Consider the following 25,119-nt stretch of genomic DNA (forward strand, 5'->3'; position numbering starts at 1 on the left):
TTGCCCCTCACATCCGGAAGACGCCGTAGCCGCGCGCGCCCTCGACGGGCGCGTTGTGGATCGCGGACAGGCACAGGCCGAGCACCGTCCGGGTGTCGCGCGGGTCGATCACGCCGTCGTCGTAGAGCCGCCCGGACAGGAACACCGGCAGCGACTCGGCCTCGATCTGCTCCTCGACCATCGCGCGGATCGCCGCGTCCGCGTCCTCGTCGTACGGCTGCCCCTTCGCCGCGGCCGACTGCCGGGCGACGATCGAGAGCACCCCGGCGAGCTGCTGCGGGCCCATCACGGCGGACTTGGCGCTCGGCCAGGAGAACAGGAAGCGCGGCTCGTAGGCCCGGCCGCACATGCCGTAGTGGCCGGCCCCGTACGAGGCGCCCATCAGCACCGACAGGTGCGGCACCCGGGAGTTGGCGACGGCGTTGATCATCATCGCGCCGTGCTTGATGATGCCGCCCTGTTCGTAGTCCCTGCCGACCATGTAGCCGGTGGTGTTGTGCAGGAACAGCAGCGGGGTGCTCCGCTGGTTCGCCAGCTGGATGAACTGGGCGGCCTTCTGGGACTCCGCGCTGAACAGCACGCCCTGCGCGTTGGCGAGCACGCCGACGGGGTAGCCGTGCAGGCGGGCCCAGCCGGTGGCCAGGCTGGTGCCGTAGAGCGGCTTGAACTCGTCGAAGTCGGAGGCGTCGACCAGCCGGGCGATCACCTCGCGCGGGTCGAAGGGCACCTTGAGGTCGCCCGGGACGATGCCCAGCAGCTCCTCCTCGTCGTACCTCGGCGGCTCGGCGAGCGGGTCGGGCGCGGGGCCTGGCTTGCGGTGGTCGAGCCGGGCGACGATCCGGCGGGCCAGCCGCAGCGCGTCCGCCTCGTCCGTCGCGAAGTGGTCGGCCAGGCCGGAGGTGCGGGCGTGCATCTCGGCGCCGCCGAGCGACTCGTCGTCCGACTCCTCGCCGGTGGCCATCCTGACCAGCGGCGGGCCGCCGAGGAAGACCTTGGCCCGTTCCTTCACCAGCACGGTGTGGTCCGACATGCCGGGCACGTACGCGCCGCCGGCCGTCGAATTGCCGAACACCACGGCCACGGTGGGCACGCCGGCGGCGGACAGCCGGGTGAGGTCGCGGAAGAGGGCGCCGCCGGGGATGAAGATCTCCTTCTGGCTGGGCAGGTCGGCGCCGCCGGACTCCACCAGGTTCACCAGCGGGAGGCGGTTGTGCAGCGCGATCTCGTTGGCCCGCAGGGCCTTGCGCAGCGTCCAGGGGTTGCTGGCCCCACCGCGCACGGTCGGGTCGTTGGCGGTGATCACGCATTCCACGCCCTCGACCACGCCGATGCCGGTGACCAGCGCGGCGCCCACCGGGTAGTCGCTGCCCCAGGCGGCCAGCGGGGACAGCTCCAGGAACGGCGAGTCCGGGTCGACCAGCAGCTCGATCCGCTCGCGGGCCGGCAGCTTGCCGCGCTCGCGGTGGCGCGCCACGTACCGGGGGCCGCCGCCGGCCAACGCCTTGGCGTGCTCGGCGTCCAGCTCGGCGAGCTTGGCGAGCATCGCGGCGCGGTGCTCGGCGTACTCGGGCCCGGCCGGGTCGACGCGGGTGGGCAGGACGGTCACAGCGGCCTCTCCGTGGTGTCGGGGAGCGGCTCCGGGGCCAGGAGCCGCTCCGGAATGTCCAGGTGGCGGGAGCGCAGCCACTCCCCGAGCGCCTTGGCCTGCGGGTCGAAGCGGTGCCGGGCGGCGACGCCCTCGCCGAGCAGCCCGGTGAGGGTGAAGTTGACGGCGCGCAGGTTCGGGAGGAGGTGCCGGGTGACGGGCAGGTCCGCCGTCTCGGGGAGGAGTTCCCGCAGCCGCTCCACCGTGAGGGCGTGCGCGAGCCAGCGCCAGCCGTCGTCGGTGCGGGCCCAGACGCCGAGGTTGGCGTCGCCGCCCTTGTCTCCGCTGCGGGCACCGGCCACCAGGCCGAGCGGAGCCCGCCGGGTCGGTCCGGCCGGCAGCGGTTCGGCCGGCAGCGGTTCGGCCGGCAGCGGTTCGGGGGGCCGGCGCACTGCGGCACGGGGCTGCCCGGTGGTCGGCACGGGGGGAACGGCGATCCGGCGGCCGTCCGGCAGGACGGCGGTGTGCTCGACGGCCTCGGCGTCGACGGACGCGGCGGTGAACACCCCGTACGGCGTGCCCGGCCCGGGCGGGGCGGTGAGGTGGAAACCGGGGTAGCCGGCGAGACCCAGCTCCACGGCGGCCCTGCCGACCTCCCGTCCGACCTTGGCCGGGTCGGCATCGCGGACGGCCAGCCGCAGGAGGGCGGAGGCGGCCTCCTCGGTCGACGCGTCCGGGTGGTCCGTCCTGGCGAGCGTCCAGCGCAGTTCCGCCGGGCGGGCCTCGGGCGGCAGGGCCCCGGCGAACTGCCGTTGCACCAGGGCGGACTTCGCTTCGATGTCGAGGCCGGTGAGGACGAACACCACCTCGTTGTGGTGGCCGCCGAGCCGGTTGAGGCCCACCTTCAGCGTGGGCGGCGGGGCCTCGCCCCGTACGCCGTCGATCCGGATCCGGTCCGGGCCCTCCTCGGTGAGCCGGACGGTGTCCAGCCGGGCGGTGACGTCCGGCCCGAGGTAGTGCGGTCCGCCGGTCTCGTACAGGAGTTGGGCGGTGACGGTGCCGACGGTGACGGCACCGCCGGTGCCCGGGTGCTTGGTGATCACGCTGGAGCCGTCGGCGTGCAGTTCGGCGATCGGGAAGCCGGGCCGGGTCACGTCGTGCTCGCGGAAGAAGGCGTAGTTGCCGCCCGTCGCCTGGGCGCCGCACTCCAGGACGTGTCCGGCGACCACCGCCCCGGCCAGGGCGTCGAGGTCGTCCGGAGCCCAGCCGAAGCGGGCGATCCCGGGCCCGACGACCAGCGCCGCATCCGTCACCCGGCCGGTGACCACCACGTCCGCGCCCTCGGTCAGGCAGGTCGCGACGCCGAAGGCCCCGAGATAGGCGTTGGCCGCCAACAGTCCGTCGGGAAGGCCCAGTTCGGCCCGGCGCGGCAGCAGGTCGTCGCCCTCGACATGAGCGACGGCGGCCTCGACGCCCAGGCGCCGGGCCAGTTCGCGCAGTTCGCCGGCGAGCCGGGCCGGGTTGAGGCCGCCCGCGTTCACCACGATCTTCACGTCCCGCTCGCGGGCCAGGCCCAGGCACTCCTCCATCTGGCGCAGGAACGTCCGGGCGTAGCCGAGCGACGGGTCCTTCAGCCGGTCCCGCGCCAGGATGAGCATGGTCAACTCGGCCAGGTAGTCCCCGGTGAGCACGTCGATCGGCCCGCCGGTGAGCATCTCCCGCATCGCGGTGAACCGGTCGCCGTAGAAGCCCGATCCGTTGCCGATCCGCAGTACCGTGCCGTCGCGCGCCAATGCGCCTCCCCTGCCGGTGAGTTGGCGGCGCCCCAGCACGAGCGCCGTCGGGCAGCAGCGTGGCACCGCTCCGAGAAAAAAGCAATCACGCCTGCTTGTTTCCCTGAGCGGAACAGCCGGGCGGCAACTGCCCGCCACGACCGGAACCGCCGGCGGACGCCGGCCGTTGGCAGGTCGACGGCTGTGAACCATCCACCGGGATCCGGGATCCGCGAATGACAGGTACCGCTTGATGCACACGACAGAGCCGGCAGAAGCCCGGATCGAGGACACGGGCAACGTCCTGGTCGCGCCCTCGACGCTGCACGACGACGACGCGGTCAGGGACTTCTTCGGGACCACGATCACGCCGGAGGCCCTTGCCTCCGCCCCGCCCGACCTGGCGCACCGGACCGTCTACCTGTGCGGCGACGTATCGGGGCTCAGTGGCCGCCAACTGCGTTCGGCCGCGCGGGTGTTCGTCGTCCGGGAGCTGTCCCGGGGGTACCACGGGGACGCCGACCGGCCGTGGACCGTCGTCGACCGCGGACGGGTGCCCGTCCGCGTGCACGGCGTCGGCGTGTACTACCGCCGCTTCTTCGACCTCGGCGACGACCACTTCGGGCGGATCCGCGCGGAGCACGCGTTCCAGTCCCTGACGGAGTCCACCAAACCCGGCACGGCGCACCGCAGCGGAATCTACCTGACGCCCGTCACACGACACGGCGACGAACTGCGCTTCCGCCTGCTCCGGTGCTCCACCAACCTCTCGGGGCCGACCGAGAACTTCGGCCCGACCGACACCCGCATCGTGGCGGACCTGAACCGCGAGGCCGCCGCCGTCTTCCGGCACCACGCACCGCTGAACCACGTCCTCGCCCAGACCTACCACAACACCGCTGCCACGGCCGGGCGCAAGCAGTCCAAGGCCAGGATCGCGGCCCACGCCGACAAGACCAAGGACATGCCCGCCAACGGCATCATGGCCTTCTGCACCTTCTACGACCGGCTCGACGAACTGCAGCCACTGGCCGAGGACGCCTTCGACTACGGCGTGAAGGGTGCCAGCGGGCTGACCAGGCTCCGCTTCCGCCTCAAGGAGCCGGTCGGGGAACGCGGCGGGGGCGCGCTGCCCCAGCAGTTCGAGCTGACCCTCTATCCCGGCTCCGTGTTCTTCATGCCGCTGTCCACCAACCGCCTGTACACGCACGAGATCCGGCCCTCCATGGTGGACGCCGAACTGCTCCCGACCCGCCTGGGCTACGTGGTGCGCTGTTCCGACACCGAAGCCGTCCACAAGGACGGCCGCACCTTCCTCGACGTGGCCGGAGACCTGGTGGAGCTGGGGCCGCCCACACCGGCCGGCATGGACGAGCTGCGCAGGCTGTACGCCGAGGAGAACAGGACCTCGTCCGCGATCGACTACGGCGACCGATTCCGCTTCAGCATGAACTCGGGAGACTACCTTGCCCCCCGGATCTAGGATCTCGGACGACATCATCTCGGGCACCTTGCCGGCCGAGGGGGATCCCTTTGCCGAGCTGTCGGCATCGGCCCGCCTCGAAGACGTGGGAAAGGGCCGGCGGGGCGCCGTCCTCACCAGGATCGACGAGGCGGGCGGCGTACCCCTCGTGCGCACCACCACCCGGTACGGCAGCCCCGCGCAGCGCTTCCGGGCGGTGCACGAACGCCTGGCGCAACGGATCCGGGAGCACCTGGGGCTTCCGGTCGGCTTCGACAACGCCCTCATCGAGAGCTACACCAACGCCTACACCACCATGGGCGGCCATTCCGACCAGGCCCTCGATCTGGCCGACGGCTCGTTCATCGCCGTCTTCTCCTGCTACCTGCACGCCGAGGCGGGCCCGCCCAGGCAGCTGATCTTCGAATCGAAGGAGTCGGCGGGCGAGACCTTCGCGATCCCCCTCGCCCACAACGGTGTCGTCGCGTTCTCCGTCGACACGAATCGGCGGCTCAGACACCGAATCGTCCTGGAAAAGGCCGCCCGAACAGCGGAGAACCAATGGCTGGGCGTGACCTTCCGGACGTCGAAGACCCTCCTACGGTTCCGCGACGGGCTCCCGTACCTGCCGCACGGTGCACGGCTCGTCGCGGCCGACGACGAGCAGCGGCAGGAGTTCTACCGACTGCGGCGCCGCGAGAACGAGGAAACGGACTTCGGCTACCCGCCGCTGACGTACACCGTCAGCGAGAGCGACCTGATGCCGCCCGTCTGACCCTGCAGGACCACGAACGGTCGCGGTCCGTCACCGGGCGCCGCGCGGAGCGGCCGGGCGGACCGATCAGGATTCGAGAAGCGCCCGGCCCGGGGGCGCGCCTAGCGTTGCAGCCATGAACGACATCAGCATTCACTGGACCTTCCTCCCGCACACCGACCCCGAGGCCTCCCTGGCCTTCTACCGCGACCTGCTCGGCTTCGAGGTCCGCAACGACGTCGGCGGCGGCCCGATGCGCTGGATCACCCTCGGGGCGCCCGGCCAGCCCGGCGTCTCGGTGGTGCTGGAGCCGCCGGCCGCCGACCCCGGGGTGACGGAGGAGGAGCGCAGGACCATCACCGAGATGATGGCCAAGGGCACCTACGCCCGGCTCGTCCTGGCCACCACCGACCTGGACGGCACCTACGACCGGCTGAAGTCCGGCGGCGCCGAACTGGTGCAGGAGCCCACCGAGCAGCCGTGGGGCCAGCGCGACTGCGCCTTCCGTGACCCGGCCGGCAACATGATCCGCTTCAACGAGGTGCGCTGAGCCACCCGGCCACCGCACACCCGGCCACCGCACACCCGACGACCGCAACACCCGGCCACCGCAACACCCGACGGGCCCGCCCCCACGTGGGACGGGCCCGACCGACCGACAGGGAGAGACGAGAACCATGTCCAAGAGGACGGACGCGCACCGGCCCGAGCCGCACGCCGCCGACGGCCACGACCTGATCCGCGTCCACGGCGCGCGCGAGAACAACCTCAAGGACGTGAGCGTCGACCTCCCCAAGCGCCGCCTGACGGTGTTCACCGGCGTGTCCGGCTCCGGCAAGAGCTCGCTCGTCTTCGACACCATCGCCGCCGAGTCCCAGCGGCTGATCAACGAGACCTACAGCGCCTTCGTCCAGGGCTTCATGCCCACCCTGGCCCGCCCCGAGGTGGACGTCCTCGAAGGCCTGACCACCGCGATCATCGTCGACCAGCAGCGGATGGGCGCCGACCCACGGTCCACCGTCGGCACCGCCACCGACGCCAACGCGATGCTGCGCATCCTCTTCAGCCGCCTCGGCACCCCGCACATCGGCTCCCCCAAGGCCTTCTCCTTCAACGTCCCCTCGATCAGCGGGGCGGGCGCGGTCACCGTCGAGCGCGGCGGCAAGACCGTCAAGGAGCGGCGCAGCTTCAGCATCACCGGCGGCATGTGCCCGCGCTGCGAGGGTCGGGGCAGCGTCTCCGACATCGACCTCACCCAGCTCTACGACGCCTCCAAGTCGATCTCCGAGGGTGCGATCACCATCCCCGGCTGGAAGGTCGACAGCTGGTGGACGGTCGGCGTCTACGCCAACTCGGGCTTCCTCGACCCGGACAAGCCGATCCGCGACTACACCGCGAAGGAACTCCAGGACTTCCTCCACCGGGAGCCGACCAAGGTCAAGGTCAACGGCGTCAACCTCACCTACGAGGGCCTGATCCCCAAGATCCAGAAGTCGATGCTCTCCAAGGACAAGGACGCGCTGCAGCCGCACGTCCGCGCCTTCGTGGAGCGCGCCGTCACCTTCACCGCCTGCCCGGACTGCGAGGGCACCCGGCTCAGCGCGGCCGCCCGCTCCTCCAGGATCGCCGGGATCAGCATCGCCGACGCCTGCGCGATGCAGATCAGCGACCTCGCCGCCTGGGTCCGCGCCCTCGACGAGCCCTCGGTGGCCCCGCTGCTCACCACGCTGCAGCAGGCCCTCGACTCCTTCGTGGAGATCGGCCTCGGCTACCTCTCGCTCGACCGCCCGTCCGGCACGCTCTCCGGCGGCGAGGCGCAGCGGGTCAAGATGATCCGCCACCTCGGCTCCTCGCTCACCGACACCACGTACGTCTTCGACGAACCCACCACCGGCCTGCACCCGCACGACATCGACCGGATGAACAAGCTGCTGCTGCGCCTGCGCGACAAGGGCAACACCGTGCTGGTGGTGGAGCACAAGCCGCAGACCATCGCGATCGCCGACCACGTCGTCGACCTCGGCCCCGGCGCCGGCACGGCGGGCGGCACGGTCTGCTACCAGGGCGGCGTCGAGGGGCTGCGGAGCAGCGGCACCGTCACCGGCCGCCATCTGGGCGACCGGGCGCCGCTGCGGGCGGAGGTGCGCAGGCCCACCGGGCAGTTGGAGATCCGGGGTGCGAACACCCACAACCTGCGGGACGTGGACGTGGACGTCCCGCTCGGGGTGCTCACCGTGGTGACCGGGGTGGCGGGCTCCGGCAAGAGTTCGCTGATCCACGGTTCGATCGCGCCGGGTGCCGGCGTGGTCTCGGTCGACCAGGGCGCGATCCGCGGCTCCCGGCGCAGCAACCCGGCCACCTACACCGGGCTGCTCGAACCGATCCGCAAGGCCTTCGCCAAGGCCAACGACGTGAAGCCGGCCCTGTTCAGCGCCAACTCCGAGGGCGCCTGCCCGACCTGCAACGGCGCGGGCGTGGTCTTCACCGACCTGGCGATGATGGCCGGGGTGGCCACCACGTGCGAGGACTGCGAGGGCAAGCGGTACCAGCCCGCCGTGCTGGAGTACCGGCTGGGCGGCCGGGACATCGCCGAGGTGCTAGCGATGTCGGTGACCGAGGCCGAGGAGTTCTTCGGCTCGGGCGAGGCCAGGCTGCCGGCCGCGCACCGGATCCTGGAGCGGCTGGCGGACGTCGGGCTCGGCTACGTCAGCCTCGGGCAGCCGCTCACCACGCTCTCCGGGGGCGAGCGGCAGCGGCTCAAGCTGGCCACCCACATGGCGGACCAGGGCGGCGTCTACGTCCTGGACGAGCCGACCACCGGCCTGCACCTGGCCGATGTCGAGCAGTTGCTCGGGCTGCTGGACCGGCTGGTGGATTCCGGCAAGTCGGTCGTCGTGATCGAGCACCACCCGGCGGTCATGGCGCATGCCGACTGGATCATCGACCTCGGCCCGGGCGCGGGCCACGACGGCGGCCGGGTGGTCTTCGAGGGCACCCCGGCCGAACTGGTCGCCGACCGCTCCACGCTGACGGGTGAGGCGCTGGCCGAGTACGTCGGCCGGTGAGCCCGGGCCCTCCCGCCCGGGCGGACGGCCGGCGGGAGGGCCGTCGTCCTGAGGCGTCCGCGTCAGCCCAGCGGGAGGGACATCTCCAGGATCCGGGCCGAGGCGTCCAGCACGTACGGCGTCGCGCCCCCGGTGTACGTGAACCCGCGCCGCAGGTAGAAGGCGGCGGCGCGGGGGTTCGCCTCGTGCACCCCGAGCAGCATCCGCCCGGCGCCCCGGCCGCGGGCCCAGGCGAGCACCGCGTCCAGCAGGGCGTCCGCGACGCCGAGTTCGCGGCCTCGGTGCGCCGGGTCCACCCAGACGCCGATCAGGTCGACGGCGTCGGCCCGGTCGGCGTTCGGCACGGACAGCATCGTGCCGACCCACTCCCCGTCGGCGTCCACCGCGACCAGGCCGATCCTGCCGGGCTCGTCGACCCAGTTCGTCCGGGCCCGCCAGTTGCCCTCGCCCTGGTGGCTCGCGTACTCGTGGGTCTCGCCGAACGCCAGGGGTGTGTCGAGGAGTTGGGCCAGCCGCACCTTCCGCAGGCGCTGCCAGTCCTCGCGGCCGATCCGCTCGATCCGGTACTCCATCGTCTCCCCGTCTCCTCCCTGCCACACGGCGCTGCCTCCGCCGCCGGGGATCACCGGCGGCGGAGGCAGGGTACGGAGGCAGGATAGCCGCGGCTCACGTCACGGCTTGATGCGGACCACCTGGGGGTCGTGGTCGCTCGCCTGCTGGGCGAACTCGGAGTTGATGTGCACCACGTCGTACTTGGCGTAGCCGACCTCGGGGCTGACCAGGATGTGGTCCAGCACCTGCGAGTTGCCCTGGTAGACGTAGGAGTACTGCTCGGTCTCGGGCAGCTCGTTCACCAGGTCGCGCAGGACGCCGCCCTTGGTGAGCGCGGCCAGCGCGGGCGAGAACTGGTAGTCGTTGAAGTCGCCGAGGGAGACGACCCTGGCCTCCTTGTCGGCGGCGAGCAGCTGCGCGACGAAGGCCTGCTCGACCGTCGCCTGCCTGGTCCGCTGCACTTCGGAGCTGCGGGTCGGCTGCTGGAAGCGGCTGTCGATGCCCTGGTCGCCGCCCTTGCTGTTGAAGTGGTTGGCGATCACGAAGACCTTCTGGCCGCGGAACGAGAACTGCCCGACCAGGGGCTTGCGGCTGTTGGTCCAGGCCTCGTCGTCGGGCTCGATCCGGCCGGGCGAGGCGGTGAGCGCGGTGGTGGCGCCGGTGCCGGTGACGCCGACGGCGGTGGTGGCGCCGCCGCCCGCGATGTCGGTGAAGGAGACCCGCTGCGGGTTGAACAGGAAGACCTGGCGGATGTTGCCGCCGGGCTCGCCGCCGTCCTTGCCGTCCTGCGGGTCGATCGAGCGCCAGTCGTAGGCCGGGCCGCCGGCCGCCTTGATCGCGGCGATGAACTTGGCGACGGTCTGGCTCGCGTCCACCGTGCCGTCGTTCTTGCTGCCGTTGTCGTCCTGGATCTCCTCCAGGGCGACGACGTCGGGCGAGCGCAGGTTGGTGACGACGCCCTGGGCGAGCTCGGCGAACTTGGCGTCCGGGTTGTTCGGGGCCAGGTTCTCCACGTTGTAGGTGGCGAGGGTGAGTTCGCGGTCGCTCGGCTGGGCGGTCACCTCGCGCTGGAGGTGGTTGTCCTTGAGGGCGCCCACGGTGCCGGCGACGAGCGTGTAGCCGCCGAACTGGTTGTAGTCCAGCGGGCCGGTGGTGGTGCCGGTCAGCTCGTCGCCGACGTTGGCCACCGGGAACGGCTGCTGCGAGGCCGCCGCCTGCTGCTGCACCATCAGGCGGCCCACGTTGGGCTCGCGGTAGGACTCGTACAGCACGCCGCCGCGCTTGCTGCGCTGGTCCTGGCGGTCGGCGGCGACCCAGAGCTCGTTGTACTTGTCGGTCGCCTGGATCACCCGGACGTCCTTGACCTGGACGAGCATGCCCTCCAGGGACTCGTAGAAGTCCAGGGCGTACTTCTCCGGGTCGAGCCGGACGGCGTCGATGGTGCCGTCGGGGCCGGCCGCCGGGGCGTAGGTGCCGGGGATGTTGCGGGTGTCCACGACCACCGGGGCGGGCAGCGGGTTGCCCGAGGAGACGACCGTGACGCCCGGGGCGGAGATCTCGGTGACGGACTGCGAGCCGCCGGAGTAGCTCGGGTAGTACTCGGTGACCTTGCCGCTCACCAGCACGGAGTCGCCGACCTTCACGGTCGGGTTGCCGCCGGTGAAGACGAAGATGCCCTCGCTGGTGGCCGGGTCGGCGTCGGGGTTCGGGTCCTGGATCCAGAAGCCCTTGGAACTGCCGTACGCGCGCACGCCGGTGACGGTCCCGGGGACGCCGGTGACGGGCTTGCCGGCCTGCGGGGATATCCGGGTGGTGCCCTGGACGTCGTGGATCCGCAGCGGGCCGGCCTCGGTCGGGGCGGGGGTGGCGGCAGCGGCGGCGTTCGCCACCGGCAGGGGGACGAGCACCAGCGAGGCGGCCAGCGAGGCCGGGATCAGGGCGGCGCGCAGCAGGGCTCTGCGGGGGCGTGGTGCGGGAGCGGTGGTCACCGGGGCAGGACTCCTAGCTCCGCCGTGCGGCACGGTCGTGGCACGGCGGTCGGGGCGGAGGCGCGCTTCGGGCGCGCGCTACTCGCGTAGCGAAGGAGCGGGAGGCGGACGACCGCCCCCCGCGGCGCCCCTCAAGATACGCGCGTAGAAAATGCCCCGACAAGACCTCGTCGATGAACTGTCGGTTCTGCTCCGATGACTTGACGGGCGGTCAGCCCAGCCTTCTCACAGCCCGCTCCCAGTGGACTCCCAGGAACCCTCGATCCGCTCCACGACCAGCTCGCACAGCTCGTGGGTGCGCAGCGCGTCGTGGGCGTCGACGGTGCGCCCGGCGCGGACGGCGTCCAGGAAGGCGAGGACGCACTGCTCGATGCCGCGCTGCCGGGCGACCGGCACCCAGTCGCCGCGCCGGCGGACGGTGGGCTGGCCGCGGTGGTCGATCACCTCGGCCAGGTTGCGCACCTCCCGCTTGGAGTCGGCGCCGGAGACCTCCAGGACCTCCTCGGTCGAACCGGACAGCCGGTTCATGATCCCCAGCGCGGTGAAGCCCTGGCCGCCCAGGGTGAGCACCACGTGCTCGACCAGGCCGTCCCGGCTGCGGGACCGGACGTCCACGTGCTCGATCTCGCCGGGGGCGAGGAAGCGGAGCAGGTCCACGACGTGGATGAAGTCGTCGTAGACCAGGGTGCGGGCGGCCTCCGGCAGCCCCTCGCGGTTCTTCTGCAGCACGATCAGGTCGCGCGGGCGCTCCTTGGCCTGCACGTAGCCGGGCGCGTGGCGGCGGTTGAAGCCGACCATCAGCGAGCGGCCGGTGCGGTCGGCCAGGCCGACCAGGCGACGGGCGCCGTCCAGGGTGTTGTCGAGCGGCTTGTCCACGTAGACGTCCACGCCGGCGGTGAGCAGCTGCTCGACGATCGGGACGTGCTGGTCGGTGGCGGCGTGCACGAACGCGGCGCGGATGCCGCTGCCGATCAGCGCGCCGAGGTCGGTGAACCGGTGCTCGGGCGCGATCCGGTGGGCCTCGCCGATCCGGTCGAGCTTGGCCGCGTCCCGGGTCATCAGCCGCAGGTCGAGTCCGGGCAGCGCGGTGAGCACGGGCAGGTAGGCCTTCTGCGCGATGTCGCCGAGTCCGATCACCCCGACCGGGAGGCGGTGGTCGGTCGCTGCGGTCTCGCTCATGGGGCCCCTCGGGATGGTCGGGATGTCCGGGCTGTACGGACGGTCATCGGTCCCACCCTATGCGTGCGGCTGCGCGGCGGCTCAGGCGGCCAGCAGGGCCTGCGCGATGCCGCGGGCCCGCCAGGCGGCGTCCGGGGTGCCCTCGCGCAGGGCGGTGACGATGGCGCCGTCCATCAGCAGGGCGAGCTGCCTCGCACGACAGGCGGGTTCGGGGATGCCGGCGTCCCGCAGGAGCTGCTCGACCAGCTCGATGACGCGTCTCTTGTGGAGGGCCGCCATCTCCCGGGCGGGGCTGGTGCGGTCGGCGATCTCGGTCATCGTGTTGATGGCGACGCACCCGCGGTAGTCCTGCGCCGCGAACCGTTCGGCCAGGGCGTCGAAGACGTGGAGCGGGTGGCCGCCGTGGGCCGCGACCCGTTCGGCCAGCCAGGCGCGCCACCGCGCGTCCCGGCCTTCCAGGACGGCCGTCACCAGGGCCTCCTTGCCGGCGAAGTGCCGGTAGAAGGAGGCCCGGCCCACACCGGACTCGGAGAGGATGCGCTCCACGCCGACCGCGTGGATCCCGTGTGCGTAGAAGAGGGATTCGGCCGTGCTCAGCAGGCGCGCCCGTGCGTTGACTGCCATGGGACGGATCCTAACCACTCTTGACGCCAAACGGTACCGATCGGTACCGTCCTGCAGGCGGTACCGATCGGTACCGTTTCTGGGGGCAGTCGTACACGGGGGGACACATGAACGAGGACTGGGCCGAAGCCGCCGTCGAACTGGTCGACGGCTACACGGTGGTGAACGCCGACGGCTGGGTGGTCTCCTCGGTGCCCCGGGCGTCGGTGGCCTTCCAGGGCGGCTTCGTCAAGCTGCGCCTGCCCGGCACCACGGCGGTGCAGGTCGTCTCCGCACCCGCCGTCCGCCTGATCACCCTCACGGACGGGTGACCCCGGCGGTCGGACCCCCCGACCGCCCACACGGACCAGCGGCTGCACGGCCGCCCGGGCCGGGACGCCACGCCACCGGCACGACGGCGCGGCCGCCCGACCCGGGACGCCGAGCAGCCGCAAAACCGTTTCCGGACGTCCGGACACCCGCAGCGCTACGCGCTCGCGGCGGCCGCCTCGGCGAGGGTGTCGAGGACCGGCCGGATCAGCGGGTGGCCGTCGGCCCCGGCCCGGACGGCCGCGAAGACCCGGCGGGTGGCGAGTTCGCTGTCGACCGGCCGCACCGCGACCCGGCTCAGGTCGACGCCGCGCAGCGCCGACCGCGGCACCAGGGCGACCCCGACACCCGCCGAAGCCAGGGCCACGACGGCGCGGAAGTCGTCCGAGGAGTGCACCAGCCGGGGCTGGAACCCGGCGTGCTCGCAGGCCAGCAGGACCACGTCGTGACACGGGTTGCCCGGGTACGGCCCGATCCACGGCTCGTCGGCGAGCGCGGCGACGGCCAGCGGGCCGGCTTCCGCCGCCAGCCGGTGGTCCAACGGCAGGACGGCCTCGAACGGCTCGGCGTACAGCGGCACCCTGGTCAGGCGGGCATCGTCGGCGCGCGGGGCGCCGCGGTACTCGACGGCCACCGCGAGATCGGCCCGGCCCTCCAGGACCATCGGCAGACTGGCATCGCCCTCGGCGTCCAGCACCTTGAGCCGCACCCCCGGCGCGTGCGCGGCGAGCAGTCCGATCGCGGGGGCGAGCACGAAGGCGATGCCGGTGGCGAAGGAGGCGACGGTGACCTCCCCGGAGACGCCCGCGCGGTACGCGGCGAGGTCGGCCTCGGCGCGCTCCAGCTGGGCGAGCACGACGTCGGCGTGGCCGAGCAGGATCTCCCCGGCGGCCGTCAGCCGCACGCCCCGGCCCTCGCGGGCGAGCAGGTGGTGCCCGGTCTCCTGCTCCAGGGCGGCCAGCTGCTGGGAGACCGCGGAGGGGGTCAGGTAGAGGGCGGCCGCGGCGGCGGTCACGGTGCGGTGGTCCGCCACGGCCCGCAGGGTCCGCAGCCGTCGTGCGTCGATCACAGGCCAATTCTGCCAGCGAGGCGGAGCGAACCGGACCCAGCGGGGACCGGGCGGGCGCCGGGTGGGCGGCGCGGCAGCCGGGCGGGAGGCGCGGACCGCCCCCGCCGGGGGCGGCCGGGTCTGCGGCAGGAGGTACGACCGGTGGCGTATTTCCGGACGAGATCGCCGCCCTCCGTTGACCGCCGGGCCGTCCGGCGCTTGGCTCGTGCCCAACCGGGCCGCGGGGGTCGAGGGCCCGGCACCGTCATCTGGGGAGGATGATCGATGACCACCGCACGCACCCGCCGCCGCCTGGCCCGTACCGCCTGCGTCGTGGCCGCCGCCACCGCGGTCGGCGCCGCGGTGCCCGCCGCCCAGGCCCGGCCGCCCAGGGGTGACACCGCCAGGGTCAGCGAGGACCCCAAGGGCGGGCAGCTCGACGGCGACTCCTACGGGATCGGGCTGACCTCCGACGGCCGCTCGCTGCTGTTCAGCTCCACCGCGACCGGCCTCGTACCCGGCCACACCGACGCCGCCGAGGGACTCTACGTCAAGGACCTCCGCAACGGGCACGTCGAACAGGTCGACCTGGCCGACGACGGCTCCCGCCTGGACGCGAGCGTCTACGACGCCTCGATCAGCGGCGACGGCCGGTACGTGGCGTTCAGCACCGCGGCGGACAACGTCGTGCCCGGCCAGCAGAAGCACGCGTACGACGTCTTCGTCCGCGACCGCCGGACCGGCCGCACCGAGCTGATCAGCGCCGGCACCGGCTCCACCGCCGACGACCAGTCGATCCGCCGGGCCGTCAACCCCAGCCTGAGCTGGGACGGCCGCTACGTGGCCTTCGCCTCCGACCGGACCGACCTCGGCGCGGCGGTCAGGCGCGGCAGGACGAACATCTATGTCACCGACCGCTGGACCGGCACCACCCGGCTGGTCACGGTGGGGGCCGACGGCACGCCGGCCGACCAGAACTCCTTCACACCGAGCCTCAGCGCGGACGGCAGGACCGTCGGCTTCACCTCCCGCGCGAGCAACCTGCTCCCGCCCGCACAGGGCCCGGCCGACACCTCCACCGGCACCTCCGCCGGCCCGGCCGACGACCCGGCCGACGACGCCACCGCGGCGGCGCCCGCCCCCGCCACCGGCGTGCGGCCGCGGCTGGCGGTGCCCAGGTTCTACCCCTTCTACGTCTGGGACGCCCGCACCGGCCGGATCAGCGGCGCCAGCTACGACGAGACCGGCGCGTTCCGGGCCTCCGGCCAGGACGGCCGGATCAGCCCCGACGGCCGCCACGCCGTCTACAGCGTCCCCCAGCCCGGCGGTCGGCCCGGCTCGCACGGGATCCACCTGGTCGTCTACGTCCGCGAGTTGACCACCGGCACCGTCACCCAGGTCAGCACCCCGCTCCCCGGCACCACCACCGACCTCTCGTCGACGGAGGGCGTCATGACCTACGACAGCCGCTGGGTGTACTTCACCTCCGACGTCGAGACCCTCGTGCCCGACGACACCAACCAGCAGACGGACGTCTTCCGCCGCGACCTGTGGACCGGCCGGACCGAGCGGGTGAGCCTCACCCAGGACGGTTCCCAGAGCACGGCCTCGTCGTTCACCCCGCTCGTGGACGCCCTGGGGGGCACCGTGGTCTTCGACGCCACGGACGGCAACCTCGTCCCGGGCGACACCAACAACGTCACGGACGTCTTCCGGCGCCGCCTCTGACGGCCTGGTCCGCCGCCCCGGACGGCCCGGTCGGCTCTCCCGGAGTCCGTCGCCGGGGAACCCCGGCCGGGCGATCACCCGGGGGGACGAACCCCACGGCACGCGGCACCCGTACCGCCCGTGAACGGCCGCCGCCTGGCCCCGCCGTCCGCCCCGGGAAACCGCGAACGGGGGCGGGAGGCCGGTCGGGCCGGCGTCCCGCCCCCGTGGCGGGAGGGTGCGGCAGGTGGTCGGCGGCCGTGCGGCGCGGGCGCGTCGATGCGCCTCACCGCACGGCGGTCGTGGGCCCGTGGGCCGGTCCGGTTCCGAGCGGTCCGGCCCACGGGCAGCCTGTGCGGGCCCCTGCCGGGCCCGACGAAGGGGGCTTACTCCCCCAGTGCGGCGCGCGCGTCCACGAAGGCCGCGACGGCGCGCTCGACGTCCTCGGTGGAGTGCGCCGCGGACAGCTGCACCCGGATCCGGGCCTGGCCGTGCGGGACCACCGGGTAGGAGAAGCCGATCACGTACACGCCGCGCTCCAGGAGCAGTTCGGCGAGCCGGCCGGCCTTGGCCGCGTCGCCGATCATCACCGGAGCGATCGCGTGGTCGCCGGGCAGGATCTCGAACCCGGCCTCGGTCATCCGGCTGCGGAACAGCGCGGTGTTGGCCGCCAGCCGCTCCCGCAGCTCGTTGGACTGCTCGACCAGGTCGAGCACCTTCAGCGAGGCGGCCGCGATCACCGGGGCCAGCGAGTTGGAGAACAGGTACGGGCGGGAGCGCTGGCGCAGCAGGGCGACGATCTCCCGGCGCGCGGCGACGTAGCCGCCGGACGCGCCGCCGAGGGCCTTGCCGAGGGTGCCGGTGATGATGTCCACCCGGTCCATCACGCCGTGCAGTTCGGGGGTGCCGCGGCCGCCCGCGCCGACGAAGCCGACGGCGTGCGAGTCGTCCACCATGACCATGGCGTCATAGCGCTCGGCCAGGTCGCAGATCTCCCGCAGCGGGGCGACGTAGCCGTCCATGGAGAAGACGCCGTCGGTGACGATCAGGCGGCGGCGGGCGTCCTGGGTCTCCTTGAGCTGCTTCTCCAGGTCGGCCATGTCGCGGTTGGCGTAGCGGTGGCGGCGGGCCTTGCTGAGCCGGATGCCGTCGATGATGCTGGCGTGGTTGAGCGCGTCGGAGATGACGGCGTCACGGTCGTCGAGCAGGGTCTCGAAGACTCCGCCGTTGGCGTCGAAGCAGGACGAGTAGAGGATCGTGTCCTCCTGGCCGAGGAAGGCCGAGAGGCGGTCCTCCAGCTCCTTGTGCACGTCCTGGGTGCCGCAGATGAAGCGCACCGAGGCCATCCCGTAGCCCCAGCGGTCGAGGGCGTCCTTGGCGGCGGCCAGCACCTCGGGGTGGTCGGCCAGGCCGAGGTAGTTGTTGGCGCAGAAGTTCAGCACCTCGCCGGGCTTGCCCCCGCCGGTGACGGTGACCGCGGCGCTCTGCGGGGATCCGATCACCCGCTCGGGCTTGAACAGGCCGGCCTCGCGGATCTCGTCGAGGGTGGCGGCGAGGTCGGCGCGCACGTTGTCGAACACGACAGGCTCCTTCTGTGTCGGCGGGGTGGCTCAGGCGGTCCAGTCGAGGATGATCTTGCCGCAGTTGCCGCCGGCGGCGTCGTCGAATGCGGCCTCGAAGTCGGCGGCGGGGTAGCGGCCGGTGATCACCGGGCTGAGGTCCAGGCCGCCCTCCAGCAGCACGGACATCGCGTACCAGGTCTCGAACATCTCGCGGCCGTAGATGCCCTTGATGGTGATCATCGAGGTGACGATCGAGGCCCAGTCAACCGGGAACTGCTCGGCGGGCAGGCCGAGCATGGCGATCTTCCCGCCGTGGGTCATGTTGGCGATCATCGACTGCATCGCCTCGGGACGGCCGGACATCTCCAGGCCGACGTCGAAGCCCTCGCGCAGGCCCAGCTTCTGCTGGCCCTCCTCGATGGTGTGCTCGGCGACGTTCAGCGCCAGCGTCACCCCGACCTCGCGGGCCAGGTCGAGGCGGTACGGGGACACGTCGGTGATCATCACGTTGCGGGCGCCGGCGTGCTTGGCGACGGCGGCGGCCATGATGCCGATCGGGCCGGCGCCGGTGACCAGCACGTCCTCGCCGACCAGCGGGAAGGACAGCGCGGTGTGCACGGCGTTGCCGAACGGATCGAAGATCGCGGCGACGTCCAGGTCGACCGGCACCCGGTGCACCCAGACGTTGGAGGCGGGCAGGGCCACGTACTCGGCGAACGCGCCGTCGCGGTTGACGCCCAGGCCGACGGTGTTGCGGCACAGGTGGCGGCGGCCGGCCAGGCAGTTGCGGCACTTGCCGCAGACCAGGTGGCCCTCGCCGCTGACCAGGTCGCCGACCGCGATGTCCGCGACACCGGCGCCGAGCTCGGCGACCTCGCCGACGAACTCGTGGCCGAGGACGAGCGGGGTCCTGATGGTCTGCTGCGCCCAGCCGTCCCACTTGCGGATGTGCAGGTCGGTGCCGCAGATGCCGGTCCGCAGCACCTTGATCAGCACCTCGCCGGGGCCGATCTCGGGCTTCGGGACGTCGATCATCCAGAGGCCGGGCGCGGCCTGCTGCTTGACGAGTGCCTTCACGGGCGACGGCTCCTGACGTGCGGGTGGGACGGCCTTCGAGGGTCGGGCAGGCCGAGGGGCCCGGTTCGACCGCTTCCGACGGGCGCACTCCGGGCAGGCAGCAATCTGCCTGGTGGGAGCGGGTGCGGTCCATCGAGGAATTCTTAAGGGCGGCCACAGCTGGGCTGAACGATCGTGCCCGAGCAGCGGCCGGCGGCGGGCGCGGCGTGCCGGTGCTCACCCGTCCGGGCGACCGCGGAGCCGCCGCCCCGACCCCGACCGACGGGCCGGCCGGCCCGTCGGTCGGGGTGCTTGACTGCCGCATCCGGCTGACCGCGGGCCCGTTCGGATCAGCCGGGAGCCGACCCGCGCGCGGCCGCGCGGCCCCGGTGCTTACGGTGGCGTCGCTCCCCCCGCGGCCCCGTGGAGCAGCGCTCCGGGGCCCTTCGCCACGGGGCCGTCCACCCCAGAGAGGCGCTACCCGACACCATGACCACGACCCGACGGCCGCGTCCGGCCGCCCCCCGCTCGGTCGGCCGCGCGACCGCCGCCGCCCTCGCCCTGACCGGCCTGCTCGTCACGGCGGCCTGCTCCGGCGACTCCGAGCCCGCCCCGCAGTCCGGCGGCGCGGCCGTCAACGCCGAACCGGCCGCGCTCAGCCCGTCCGCCACCGCCTCGGCGAGCGTCTCCTCCGGCGCGGTGGTTCCGCTGACCCCCGACGTCACGTCCCGGTTGGACGCCGCGATCCAGCGGGTGATGACCCAGGCCTCCGTGCCCGGCGTCTCGGTCGGGCTCATCACGCCCGGCGGCACGTACCAGAAGTCCTTCGGCGTCGCCGACAAGAGCTCCGGGGCGACGATGGACCCCGGGCTCTACTCGCGGATCGGCAGCGAGACCAAGACCTTCACCGCGACCGCCGTGCTGCAGCTGGTGGACCAGGGCAAGGTCGGCCTGGACGACCCGATCTCCAAGTACGTGGACGGCGTCCCCGGCGGCGACGGGATCAGCGTCCGCCAGCTCGGCGAGATGCGCAGCGGCCTGTTCCCGTACAGCTCCGACCCGGACTTCGTGAACACCCTGATCGGCGATCCCAACCACGTCTTCACCCCGGACCAACTGCTCGCCTACGGGTACAAGCACCCCGCCGTGTCCCCGCCCGGCACGCAGTTCCAGTACAACAACAGCAACTACATCATCCTGGGCAAGCTGATCGAGAAGGTCGGCGGCAAGACCGCCGGAGAGTTCCTCAAGGACCAGGTGTTCACGCCCGCCTCGCTCGGCAGGACGAGCTTCCCCGTCGACGGGTCGATCCCCGACCCGCACGCGCACGGCTACACCAACCAGACGCCCGACGGCTCCGTCGTCGACGCCACCAACTGGAACCCGTCCTGGGCCTGGACCGCCGGGGCCGTCATCTCCACCCTCGCCGACCTGGAGAGCTGGGCCAAGACCATGGCCACCGGCGCCCTGCTGAAGCCGGCCACCCAGGCCGAACGGCTGAAGACCCTGCCGACGGGGGATCCCGGCGTCACCTACGGCTTCGGGCTGTTCAACAACAACGGGTGGATCGGTCACAACGGCTCGCTGCCGGGCTACGAGAGCGTGGCGGTGTACCTTCCGGCGGCCCAGAGCACGCTGGCGATCCTGCTCAACACGGATGTGCTGTACCAGGGTTCGGAGCCGTCCTCGCTGTTCGCGAACGAGATCACCAAGATCGTGTCGCCGAAGAACGTCTACTCGATCCCCCCGGCGACGGCCGCGCCGTCGGCCCCGGGCTCGGCGTCCGGCTCGGCTTCCGGTTCCGGCCCGGCTTCCGGATCCGCCTCGGGATCCGCCTCCTCGGGCAACTCGCCGTCCGGCGGCTCCTCCTCCGTCCCGGCCGGCAACTCGCCCTCCACCGTGCGGGCCTGACGCCCGCCCGACCCGCAGCAGGGGCCCGACCCGGTTCACCGGATCGGGCCCCGTGGCGTTCCGTCAGGCACCCGCCCTCAGGCCCCCAGCACCCGCTGCAGATCGTACGAGACCGGCTCCTCCAGCTGCGCGTAGGTGCAGCTCTCCGGCGTGCGGTCCGGCCGCCAGCGGCGGAACTGCGCGGTGTGCCGGAAGCGGGTGCCCTCCATGTGGTCGTAGGCGACCTCGACCACCCGCTCGGGGCGCAGCGCGATCCACGACAGGTCCTTGCCGCCGGTCCAGCGGCTGACGGCACCGGGCAGCCTGCCCTCGGCGTGCGCGGCCTCCTCCGCCCAGGCGCCCCACGGGTGGCGGGAGAGGTCGTCCATCCGCAGCGACGCCAACTCCTCGACCAGTTCACGGCGGCGGGCCATCGAGAAGGCCGCGCAGACGCCGACGTGCTGGAGCCTGCCCGCCGCGTCGTTGATGCCGAGCAGCAGGGAGCCGACCACCGGGCCGCTCTTGTGCTCGCGGTAACCGGCCACCACGCAGTCGGCGGTGCGCTCGTGCTTGATCTTGTACATGGTCCGCTCACCCGGGCGGTACGGCTGGTCCAGCGGCTTGGCCACCACGCCGTCCAGCCCGGCGCCCTCGTACTCGGCGAACCAGCTGTGCGCCAGATCGAGATCGGTGGAGGCGGGAGCGGTGAACACCGGATCGACGGCGCCCGCCAGCGCGGCCTCCAACGCCGGGCGGCGCACCGACAGCGGCTCGTCCGCCAGGCTGTCGTCCCCCAGGGCGAGCAGGTCGAAGGCCACGAAGGAGGCCGGGGTGCGTTCGGCCAGCAGCTTCACCCGGCTCGCCGCCGGATGGATCCGCTCCAACAACTCCTCGAAGCGCAGCCGGCCGTCCCGGGCGATCACCACCTCGCCGTCCAGCACGCAGCGCGGCGGCACCTCGCGCCGCAGCGCCTCGACCAGCTCGGGGAAGTACCGGGTCAGCGGCTTGCCGGTACGGCTGCCGAGCTCGACCTCGTCCCCGTCACGGAACACGATGGTGCGAAAACCGTCCCACTTCGCCTCGTACTGCATGCCGGGCGGGATCTTGGCCACCGACTTGGCGAGCATCGGCGCCACCGGCGGCATCACGGGCAGGTCCATGCGTCCGATCCTCACCCCGATGCGCTCGGGGCGCGCGCCGGGCGCACGGCGCTTAGCGTGAAGGGCATGGGCTCAGCCGTCGAACTGGAAGTCGCCGGGCGCACCGTCCGGCTGTCCAACCCGGACAAGGTGTACTACCCCGAGCGCGGCTTCACCAAGCTGGACGTCGCCCAGTACTACCTGGCCGTCGCCGACGGGGTGCTGCGCGGCCTGCGCGACCGCCCGACCACCCTGCAGCGCTTCCCGGACGGCGTGGACGGCGAGTTCTTCTACCAGAAGCGCGCCCCCAAGAGCCTGCCGGACTGGCTGTCCACCGCCCGGATCAACTTCCCCAGCGGCCGCTCCGCCGACGAGATCTGCCCCGCCGAGCCCGCCGCCGTGCTCTGGGCCGCCAACCTGGGCTGCCTCACCTTCCACCCCTGGCCGGTGCGGCGCTCCGACACCGACCACGTCGACGAACTGCGCATCGACCTCGACCCGCAGCCCGGCACCGACTTCCACGACGCCGTCCGCGCCGCCCACGAGCTGCGCGCCCTCCTGGAGGAGTACGGCCTGCGCGGCTGGCCAAAGTCCTCCGGCGGGCGCGGACTGCACGTCTACGTGCCCCTGGTGCCCGAGTGGACCTTCACCGACGGGCGGCACGCGGTGATCGCCCTCGGCCGGGCCCTGGAACAGCGGATGCCCGGACGCGTCACCACCGCCTGGTGGAAGGAGGAACGCGGCGAGCGGATCTTCGTCGACTACAACCAGATGGCCCGCGACCGCACCATCGCCTCCGCCTACTCCCTGCGCGCCCGCCCCCGCGCCACCGCCTCCACCCCCCTGCGCTGGGACGAACTCGACGACGCCGCCCCGGAGGACTTCGACCTGCGCACCGTCCCCGCCCGCTTCGCCGAACTCGGCGACCTCAACGCGGAGATGGACGGCCAGGCGTACCGGCTGGAAAGCCTGCTGGAGCTGTACGAGAAGCAGCTCCACGACGAGGGCCTCGGCGAACTCCCCTACCCGCCCGACCACCCCAAGGCGGCCGGCGAGCCCACCCGGGTGCAGCCGAGCCGGGCCCGCAAGAAGTGACGTAGCGGGCTCCGGCATCACGGCTCGATGCCGTTCGACCACAACGGGTACGCGGCCGAGCACCTGCCGGGCGCCACACTGCGGCGGCTGCTGTTCTGGCGGTACCTGCTCGTCCACCGCGCCCACCGGGACCACCGGGCGGCGTAGGCTGACGGCCGTCGACCGGTGGGGACTCGAACGGGGGGCTCGGATGGGCGTGCGGGAGCTGGCGGAGATCCTGGCGGACGCGGCGGGCGGCGTGTTCCCGCCACCGGACGGATCCGTCACGGTGGTGCCGCAGCCCTCACCGCGCGACACCGGGGTGGTGTCCTTCGCCGCGCACGCGGTCGTCTTCACCGACGAGGACCCTGCCTGGGTGCACGCGACGCTCGCCGCCGACCCCGGCGACCCGCTGTCCGCGCCGCTCTGCCCGCCCTTCCTGACCGCCTTCGCCCGACGCGCCGGGCGGGCGGTCAACAACATCGACCTGCTGTCGGTCGCCGACCGCCTCCCGGGCGAGCCGCCGCTGCCGCTGGTGGAGGTCGAGGACCGCGGACACCCCCGGGTCGTACGGGCACTGCACCACCGCGAGGACGTCCGGGTCTTCACCGCGGGCGGCGGGGTGCTGATCCTCGGGCGCGGCGTGGCCGGCCGCTGGGAGTGCGCCGTCGAAGTCGATCCGCGCTCCCGGGGTCGTGGCCTCGGCCGCGCCCTCGCCACCGCGGCCCGCCACCTCCTGCCGGAGGGCGCCGTCGTCTGGGCGCAGCAGGCCCCCGGCAACGCCCCCAGCGTCCGCGCCTTCCAGGCCGCGGGCTACCGCCCGGTCGGTGCCGAGGCCCTCCTGGTGCCGGGCCGGCCGTAGGGCTCCCGGCCTCCGCGCCGCATGGCCGGGCCGGCCGGGGTCGCGACGCACGGAGCGGCCCCGGGAGGAACCAGGGAGCGGCCCGCGATGTACTCGGACGCCCGGCCCCGCTCCACGACCGGGACGAGCCCGGCCGACCGGTCCGCCGCCGTGCCATCGATGAACATCGGGCCGGGACGGCCCGCCGGACGGACCGAGCAGCCACGCGAGGCCCCGGAGCGGATCAGCCGTGCCGCCGTCCCGCAGAGGGGAACGCCAGCCGGCGAGTGGTCATTCGCCCCGTGCGCGCGCCGGGGCCAGCTCCGCGATGAGGCGGACGGCGTCGACGATCTGGCCGTCCGTCAGGTCGGCCCGGGCCGTCAGGCGCAGGCGGGAGATGCCGTCGGGGACGGACGGCGGCCGGAAGCAGCCGACGGCGAGGCCGGCGCGGCGGCAGTCGGCGGCCCAGGCGACGGCGGCTTCCGGGCCCGGGGCGCGGACGGAGACCACCGCGGCCTCCGGTTCGCAGGCGTGCAGGCCGGCCGCGGTGAGCCGGCGGGCGAGCGTGCGGGCGACCTCGCGGGCGCGTTCGGCGCGGGCGGGTTCGGCGCGCAGGAGGCGCAGGGCGGCGAGGGCGGCGCCGGCGGCGGCCGGGGCGAGGCCGGTGTCGAAGATGAAGGTGCGGGCCGTCTCGGTGAGGTGGCGGATCACCCGGCGCGGGCCGAGGACGGCGCCGCCCTGGGCGCCGAGCGACTTGGAGAGGGTGGCGGTGGCGACGGTGTCGGGCCGCCCGGCGAGGCCGGCCGCCGCGAGGGCGCCGGTGCCGCCCGGGCCGAGGACGCCCAGCCCGTGCGCGTCGTCGACCAGCAGGGCGGCGCCGTGCGCGCGGGCGGCGGCGGAGAGTCCGGCCAGCGGGGCGGCGTCGCCGTCCACCGAGAACACCGAGTCGGTGACCACCAGCGCCCGCCGCTGCGCCCGCCCGGCGAGCACCGCGGCCACCGCCGCCGGGTCGCTGTGCGGGGCGCGGTGGATGTCCGCGCGGGAGAGCCGGCAGCCGTCGATCAGCGAGGCGTGGTTGTAGGCGTCGGACACGATCAGGGTGTCCGGGTCGGTGAGCGCGGTGAGCGCGGCCAGGTTCGCCGTGTACCCGGAGGAGAACACCAGCGCCGCCTCGGCGCCGCAGAACTCGGCGAGCTCGTCCTCCAGTTCGGTGTGCAGCGCCGTCGTACCGGTCACCAGCCGCGAGCCCGTCGATCCGCCGCCCCACCGCAGCGCGGCCTCCGCCGCCGCCCGCGTCACTTCCGGGTGCCGGGTGAGCCCCAGGTAGTCGTTCCCGGCGAGGTCCAGCACCGGGTCGTCGGCCGTCCGGCTGCGCAGGGTCCGGGTCAGTCCGGCGTCGGCCCGCAGTGCGGCGGCCTCGTCGAGCCAGTCGAAGACGTGCGCGGGCGCGAGTTCGTCGGTGTGCGGTTCGGACGCGAGGGGCTGGCTCATGCCCGGCACTCTGGCACGCCG

Annotated in this window: 20 protein-coding genes; 9 read left to right on the forward strand and 11 right to left on the reverse strand. The window is 73.3% G+C overall.

The features are described 5' to 3' along the window. Positions 1–7 precede the first annotated feature (7 nt). Both IF30_RS0118085 and IF30_RS0118090 read right to left on the reverse strand, forming a co-directional pair. Positions 8–1,606, reverse strand: coding sequence for an acyl-CoA carboxylase subunit beta (locus tag IF30_RS0118085; protein ID WP_030239124.1), 1,599 nt, complete (start codon positions 1,604–1,606; stop codon positions 8–10). Further along, positions 1,603–3,378 (reverse strand): acyclic terpene utilization AtuA family protein, encoded by a 1,776-nt coding sequence (locus tag IF30_RS0118090; RefSeq protein ID WP_037900353.1) that lies wholly within the window; start codon positions 3,376–3,378, stop codon positions 1,603–1,605. Before IF30_RS0118090 ends, IF30_RS0118085 begins: the two co-directional genes overlap by 4 nt. A 232-nt stretch (positions 3,379–3,610) precedes the next feature. Here IF30_RS0118090 and IF30_RS0118095 point away from each other — a divergent pair, with 232 nt between their 5' ends. The 4 genes from IF30_RS0118095 (at position 3,611) to IF30_RS0118110 (ending at position 8,638) form a co-directional block, all read left to right on the forward strand. Continuing rightward, complete coding sequence (locus IF30_RS0118095; protein WP_030239130.1) at positions 3,611–4,840, forward strand: hypothetical protein; 1,230 nt, start codon at positions 3,611–3,613, stop codon at positions 4,838–4,840. Continuing rightward, on the forward strand, positions 4,824–5,594 hold the full coding sequence (locus IF30_RS0118100) for an alpha-ketoglutarate-dependent dioxygenase AlkB (protein ID WP_030239131.1): 771 nt from the start codon (positions 4,824–4,826) through the stop codon (positions 5,592–5,594). Before IF30_RS0118095 ends, IF30_RS0118100 begins: the two co-directional genes overlap by 17 nt. A 115-nt stretch (positions 5,595–5,709) precedes the next feature. Then, positions 5,710–6,123: a VOC family protein gene (locus IF30_RS0118105; RefSeq protein ID WP_030239133.1), complete on the forward strand. Its 414-nt coding sequence runs from the start codon at positions 5,710–5,712 to the stop codon at positions 6,121–6,123. Between the two features lie 127 nt (positions 6,124–6,250). After that, positions 6,251–8,638: an ATP-binding cassette domain-containing protein gene (locus IF30_RS0118110; RefSeq protein ID WP_030239136.1), complete on the forward strand. Its 2,388-nt coding sequence runs from the start codon at positions 6,251–6,253 to the stop codon at positions 8,636–8,638. A 62-nt stretch (positions 8,639–8,700) separates the two neighbouring features. Here the strand turns inward: IF30_RS0118110 and IF30_RS0118115 are convergent, their stop codons facing one another. From IF30_RS0118115 to IF30_RS0118130, 4 genes are all read right to left on the reverse strand, one after another. Beyond that, positions 8,701–9,210, reverse strand: a complete 510-nt coding sequence (locus IF30_RS0118115; RefSeq protein WP_030239140.1) for a GNAT family N-acetyltransferase — start codon at positions 9,208–9,210, stop codon at positions 8,701–8,703. A gap of 99 nt (positions 9,211–9,309) precedes the next feature. Then, positions 9,310–11,178, reverse strand: coding sequence for an endonuclease/exonuclease/phosphatase family protein (locus tag IF30_RS0118120; RefSeq protein ID WP_107054433.1), 1,869 nt, complete (start codon positions 11,176–11,178; stop codon positions 9,310–9,312). Positions 11,179–11,403: 225 nt separating this feature from the next. Then, positions 11,404–12,357, reverse strand: coding sequence for a Gfo/Idh/MocA family protein (locus tag IF30_RS0118125; protein WP_030239145.1), 954 nt, complete (start codon positions 12,355–12,357; stop codon positions 11,404–11,406). An 81-nt stretch (positions 12,358–12,438) separates the two neighbouring features. Then, positions 12,439–12,981, reverse strand: a complete 543-nt coding sequence (locus IF30_RS0118130) for a TetR/AcrR family transcriptional regulator (RefSeq protein WP_030239148.1) — start codon at positions 12,979–12,981, stop codon at positions 12,439–12,441. A gap of 107 nt (positions 12,982–13,088) precedes the next feature. On the opposite strand from IF30_RS0118130, the gene IF30_RS0118135 reads away from it, so the two are divergent. After that, positions 13,089–13,292 carry a hypothetical protein gene (locus IF30_RS0118135; protein WP_030239151.1) on the forward strand — a complete coding sequence of 68 codons (204 nt, stop codon included), beginning with the start codon at positions 13,089–13,091 and terminating at the stop codon, positions 13,290–13,292. Between the two features lie 155 nt (positions 13,293–13,447). On the opposite strand, the gene IF30_RS0118140 is transcribed toward IF30_RS0118135, so the two are convergent. Further along, entirely contained in the window at positions 13,448–14,359 is a 912-nt protein-coding gene (locus IF30_RS0118140) for a LysR family transcriptional regulator (RefSeq protein ID WP_030239155.1), read from the reverse strand. Positions 14,360–14,623: 264 nt separating this feature from the next. On the opposite strand from IF30_RS0118140, the gene IF30_RS0118145 reads away from it, so the two are divergent. Next, positions 14,624–16,066, forward strand: a complete 1,443-nt coding sequence (locus IF30_RS0118145; RefSeq protein WP_030239158.1) for a PD40 domain-containing protein — start codon at positions 14,624–14,626, stop codon at positions 16,064–16,066. A 365-nt stretch (positions 16,067–16,431) separates the two neighbouring features. Here IF30_RS0118145 and IF30_RS0118150 read toward each other — a convergent pair whose 3' ends face one another. Beyond that, the gene (locus IF30_RS0118150; protein ID WP_030239161.1) at positions 16,432–17,625 is read right to left on the reverse strand and encodes a glycine C-acetyltransferase; all 1,194 of its coding nucleotides are present in this window, start codon (positions 17,623–17,625) and stop codon (positions 16,432–16,434) included. 30 nt (positions 17,626–17,655) lie between these two features. Then, positions 17,656–18,684: an L-threonine 3-dehydrogenase gene (gene tdh, locus IF30_RS0118155; RefSeq protein WP_030239164.1), complete on the reverse strand. Its 1,029-nt coding sequence runs from the start codon at positions 18,682–18,684 to the stop codon at positions 17,656–17,658. 468 nt (positions 18,685–19,152) lie between these two features. On the opposite strand from tdh, the gene IF30_RS0118160 reads away from it, so the two are divergent. Next, positions 19,153–20,574, forward strand: a complete 1,422-nt coding sequence (locus IF30_RS0118160; protein WP_078891482.1) for a serine hydrolase domain-containing protein — start codon at positions 19,153–19,155, stop codon at positions 20,572–20,574. A 77-nt stretch (positions 20,575–20,651) separates the two neighbouring features. Here IF30_RS0118160 and IF30_RS0118165 read toward each other — a convergent pair whose 3' ends face one another. Further along, positions 20,652–21,713 (reverse strand): ATP-dependent DNA ligase, encoded by a 1,062-nt coding sequence (locus IF30_RS0118165; protein WP_030239169.1) that lies wholly within the window; start codon positions 21,711–21,713, stop codon positions 20,652–20,654. 66 nt (positions 21,714–21,779) lie between these two features. On the opposite strand from IF30_RS0118165, the gene ligD reads away from it, so the two are divergent. Next, positions 21,780–22,787 (forward strand): non-homologous end-joining DNA ligase, encoded by a 1,008-nt coding sequence (gene ligD, locus IF30_RS0118170; RefSeq protein ID WP_030239171.1) that lies wholly within the window; start codon positions 21,780–21,782, stop codon positions 22,785–22,787. A 190-nt stretch (positions 22,788–22,977) separates the two neighbouring features. Continuing rightward, entirely contained in the window at positions 22,978–23,628 is a 651-nt protein-coding gene (locus IF30_RS0118180) for a GNAT family N-acetyltransferase (protein WP_030239175.1), read from the forward strand. Between the two features lie 270 nt (positions 23,629–23,898). On the opposite strand, the gene IF30_RS0118185 is transcribed toward IF30_RS0118180, so the two are convergent. After that, positions 23,899–25,098: an 8-amino-7-oxononanoate synthase gene (locus IF30_RS0118185; RefSeq protein ID WP_051710543.1), complete on the reverse strand. Its 1,200-nt coding sequence runs from the start codon at positions 25,096–25,098 to the stop codon at positions 23,899–23,901. Positions 25,099–25,119: the final 21 nt, after the last annotated feature.

Source organism: Streptomyces sp. NRRL S-350, from assembly GCF_000719705.1.
Taxonomy (GTDB): domain Bacteria; phylum Actinomycetota; class Actinomycetes; order Streptomycetales; family Streptomycetaceae; genus Kitasatospora.

What these genes read in the sequence shown, in the direction of transcription:
- IF30_RS0118125 (WP_030239145.1), bottom strand. Translation starts at nt 12,357, where the DNA reads ATGAGCGAGACCGCAGCGACCGACCACCGCCTCCCGGTCGGGGTGATC.
- IF30_RS0118135 (WP_030239151.1), top strand. Translation starts at nt 13,089, where the DNA reads ATGAACGAGGACTGGGCCGAAGCCGCCGTCGAACTGGTCGACGGCTAC.
- IF30_RS0118145 (WP_030239158.1), top strand. Translation starts at nt 14,624, where the DNA reads ATGACCACCGCACGCACCCGCCGCCGCCTGGCCCGTACCGCCTGCGTC.
- IF30_RS0118185 (WP_051710543.1), bottom strand. Translation starts at nt 25,098, where the DNA reads ATGAGCCAGCCCCTCGCGTCCGAACCGCACACCGACGAACTCGCGCCC.
- IF30_RS0118130 (WP_030239148.1), bottom strand. Translation starts at nt 12,981, where the DNA reads ATGGCAGTCAACGCACGGGCGCGCCTGCTGAGCACGGCCGAATCCCTC.
- IF30_RS0118160 (WP_078891482.1), top strand. Translation starts at nt 19,153, where the DNA reads ATGACCACGACCCGACGGCCGCGTCCGGCCGCCCCCCGCTCGGTCGGC.
- IF30_RS0118105 (WP_030239133.1), top strand. Translation starts at nt 5,710, where the DNA reads ATGAACGACATCAGCATTCACTGGACCTTCCTCCCGCACACCGACCCC.
- IF30_RS0118180 (WP_030239175.1), top strand. Translation starts at nt 22,978, where the DNA reads ATGGGCGTGCGGGAGCTGGCGGAGATCCTGGCGGACGCGGCGGGCGGC.
- IF30_RS0118095 (WP_030239130.1), top strand. Translation starts at nt 3,611, where the DNA reads ATGCACACGACAGAGCCGGCAGAAGCCCGGATCGAGGACACGGGCAAC.
- IF30_RS0118165 (WP_030239169.1), bottom strand. Translation starts at nt 21,713, where the DNA reads ATGGACCTGCCCGTGATGCCGCCGGTGGCGCCGATGCTCGCCAAGTCG.
- IF30_RS0118115 (WP_030239140.1), bottom strand. Translation starts at nt 9,210, where the DNA reads ATGGAGTACCGGATCGAGCGGATCGGCCGCGAGGACTGGCAGCGCCTG.
- IF30_RS0118110 (WP_030239136.1), top strand. Translation starts at nt 6,251, where the DNA reads ATGTCCAAGAGGACGGACGCGCACCGGCCCGAGCCGCACGCCGCCGAC.
- ligD (WP_030239171.1), top strand. Translation starts at nt 21,780, where the DNA reads ATGGGCTCAGCCGTCGAACTGGAAGTCGCCGGGCGCACCGTCCGGCTG.